Origin of the sequence: Siminovitchia jepli (genome assembly GCF_047228825.1) — a bacterium.
Taxonomy (GTDB): Bacteria; Bacillota; Bacilli; order Bacillales; family Bacillaceae_C; genus Siminovitchia.
In genome coordinates this window covers 1-3,084 of the sequence record NZ_JBFEGN010000169.1, presented here as the reverse complement: position 1 = coordinate 3,084, position 3,084 = coordinate 1, and the positions used below count along the sequence as shown (strand labels likewise).

4 protein-coding genes are annotated in these 3,084 nt (G+C 53.2%); all 4 read left to right on the top strand.

Annotation, left to right across the window (positions count from 1 at the left end; all coding sequences use genetic code 11):
• The coding region (ehuB, locus tag AB1L08_RS22000; RefSeq protein WP_413066721.1) for an ectoine/hydroxyectoine ABC transporter substrate-binding protein EhuB at positions 1-839 on the top strand (839 nt) is incomplete at its 5' end.
• A gap of 116 nt (positions 840-955) precedes the next feature.
• Complete coding sequence (gene ehuC, locus AB1L08_RS21995) at positions 956-1,600, top strand: ectoine/hydroxyectoine ABC transporter permease subunit EhuC (protein ID WP_413066723.1); 645 nt, start codon at positions 956-958, stop codon at positions 1,598-1,600.
• Positions 1,597-2,295 (top strand): ectoine/hydroxyectoine ABC transporter permease subunit EhuD, encoded by a 699-nt coding sequence (ehuD, locus tag AB1L08_RS21990; RefSeq protein ID WP_413066720.1) that lies wholly within the window; start codon positions 1,597-1,599, stop codon positions 2,293-2,295. Before ehuC ends, ehuD begins: the two co-directional genes overlap by 4 nt.
• A 75-nt stretch (positions 2,296-2,370) precedes the next feature.
• Positions 2,371-3,084, top strand: a 714-nt coding sequence (gene ehuA / locus AB1L08_RS21985; protein ID WP_413066722.1) for an ectoine/hydroxyectoine ABC transporter ATP-binding protein EhuA, incomplete at its 3' end; no start/stop codon positions are given.

Genomic DNA, 3,084 nt, shown 5'->3' with positions numbered 1-3,084 from the left:
TCAGTGCATGCGGATCCAATAACGCGTCTAAAGGTGGAGGGAAAGCGAAAAGCGACAAAGGCACCCTTGAACGAATCAAGGAAGAAGGAAAGGTGAAGCTTGGCGTCGCCAATGAAAAGCCGTACGGCTATTTGGACGGCAATGAAGTCACCGGTGTTGCGCCTGAAATTACAAAAGCCGTTTTTAAAGAGATGGGTGTAGATGTAGTGGAAGGGGAGGTAACGGAGTTCGGTTCCCTCATTCCTGCTCTGAAAGCAGGCCGGTTTGATGTCATTACAGCCGGAATGGATATTCGTCCGGAACGCTGCTCGGAAGCGGCGTTTGGCGATGTGGAGATCCGGTACGGGGAAGGGATGGCCGTTCAAAAAGGCAATCCGAAAAATTTGCACAGCTATGAAGATATTGCTGCCAACCCGGATGTAAAGGTGTCGATCATGGCGGGGGCAAACCAATTTGATTTCCTGAAAAAGCTTGGCGTGGATGAAAGCCAAATTGAAACGGCTGACAGTATTTCTTCCAATATTGCTGCCGTTTCATCCGGGCGTGTCGATGCGACGGTTATGACGGAGGCAACGCTGCGTGAAGCGGTCGCTTCAGCGGATCAGTCGAAGGTCGAAGAGGTCAAGCCTTTTACACAGCCGGTCATTGACGGGGAGAGCGTTATGAGCTACGGCGCTGCCGTTTTCCGCACGGAGGACAAGGAGCTGCGGGAAGCATACAACGCAGAGCTGAAAAAACTGATAGATTCAGGAAAGGTTTTGGAGATTTACCAAAAATTTGGATTTGATGAAGACAATCTTCCGGATGATGTAACGACGGAAGACCGCTGCGCCCAATAATCTTACAGATAGCTGACGCAACAAATGATATTCAATTGTCTGATTGCAGGGGTCGTTATCAGGACAGCCCCTTTTTAAAAGAAAAACAAGGGGGATGAAGAACGATAGACACTTATATACAATTTCTTCCAGATCTGCTGCAAGGAGCGAAAGTCACCATTCAGGTGCTGCTTTTATCGGCCGTTTTCGCTTTCTTGCTTGCCTTTCTCTTCGGTTTGGGAAGGGTGTCGCGCTTTTGGGCCGTCCGGTTTTTCACGGGGGCTTTGGTCGAGCTTTTCCGCGGCACCTCCCTGCTTGTACAAATGTTCTTTTTCTTCTTTGCCCTCCCGGCCTTCGGGGTGGAGCTGTCCCCGTTTGCAGCAGGTGTGATTGCCTTAAGCCTGAACTACGGGGCTTATGCCTCGGAAATTGTCCGGGGAGCGATTTTGGCCATTCCCGCCGGGCAGACAGAAGCGGGCATCGCCCTGAATATGACCCGCTGGCAGCGGATGCGGCTTGTCATTTTGCCGCAGGCGTTTAAAATCATGCTGCCGGGATTCGGGAACATTTCCATTGAACTCCTGAAAGGAACGTCGCTTGTGTCGCTTGTGACCCTGGCTGACCTGACCTTCCACGGAAGGATGCTGAAAGACAATTACACGGGGGAACAGGTGGAAATCTTTACGCTTCTTCTCCTGCTCTATTTTGTCATTGCCTTGCCGCTCATATTCGGCGCACGCTGGCTTGAAAAGCGCGCCGCGAAGGGGGTGGCGTCCGGATGACGTGGGACTGGGGATTTGCAATCGAGATTTTTCCGAGAATTTTCAAGGCGATGTGGATTACGCTTGGCGCCACTGTCGCTGCTTATGCGATTGCGCTCACGCTAGGCCTCGTGCTGACACTGCTTCGCCGGGCGAAGATCAAGCCAATCAAGTGGCTGGCGGTCGGCTTCATTGAATTCGTCCGGAGCACGCCGCCGCTCGTCCAGCTGTTCTTTCTGTTTTATGCCCTGCCGGAAATTCCGTACATCGGCTTTTCGATGAGCCCGTTTTTGACGGGTGCTTTGGGGCTTGGCATCCATTACAGCACGTATGTGTCGGAGATTTACCGCTCCGGAATTGAAGCGGTGCCGAAAAGCCAGTGGGAGGCCAGCACGGCGCTGAACTTCTCCCGCGTCCAGACGTGGGTGAAAGTGATATTGCCGCAGGCGATCCCGCCGGTGATTCCGATGCTCGGGAATTATTTGATTGTGCTGTTTAAGGAAACGCCGCTGCTTTCTGCCATATTGGTAGTAGAGATGCTGCAGACGGCAAAAATCATCGGGTCTGAAACGTGGCGCTACCTGGAGCCGATCACGATTGTCGGACTGCTGTTCCTGCTCTTGAGTTACCCGTCGTCCCTGCTTGTGCAGCAGGTGGAGAAAAAGCTGAAAAGGGCAGGCGGCAAACGCCATGCCACGAAAGGAGTGAGCCTGTAAATGGCTGTATTGAAAAAAGCCGTTGGGGAAGACCCGGCCCGGGAATCCATCCCGGACCATCCGGCGGAACGTCCGATGGTTTCTTATCGGGACATCCGCAAATCGTTCGGTGAAACGGAAGTACTAAAGGGCATTGATCTTGATATCAAGCCGGGGGAAAAGATCACGATCATCGGCCCGAGCGGTTCGGGCAAAACAACGATCATCCGGATGCTCATGACGCTGGAGGAACCAACATCAGGACTGATTGAAGTGGACGGGGAACCGCTTTGGCATAAGGAAGTGAACGGCAGGCTTGTGCCTGCCGATGAGAAGCATTTGCGCAAGGTGCGCGGAAAAATCGGGATGGTGTTTCAACAATACAACCTCTTTCCGCATATGACGATATTAAGAAACGTCACCGAGGCGCCGGTCCATGTACTGGGCATGCCGAAGCAAGAGGCAGTGGAGCGGGCGCTTGAAATGCTGGAAAAGGTCGGATTGAAAGACCATGTCGACAAATACCCGGCCCAGCTGTCCGGGGGCCAGCAGCAGCGTGTGGCCATCGCCCGGGCGCTCGTCATGCAGCCGAAGGTAATGCTCTTTGATGAAGTGACATCAGCCCTTGACCCGGAGCTCGTCGGGGAAGTGTTGAGGACCATCAAGGACATTGCGGAAACGAGCAATATGACGATGATTCTCGTCACGCACGAAATGGACTTTGCCCGTGAAATATCCGACCGGGTTGTCTTTATCGACCAGGGGAACATTGTCGAGCAGGGGCCGCCGGAAGAAGTGCTGGAAAATCCG

Coding starts and splice junctions, on each gene's coding strand:
- ehuD (WP_413066720.1), top strand. CDS start 1,597: ATGACGTGGGACTGGGGATTTGCAATCGAGATTTTTCCGAGAATTTTC.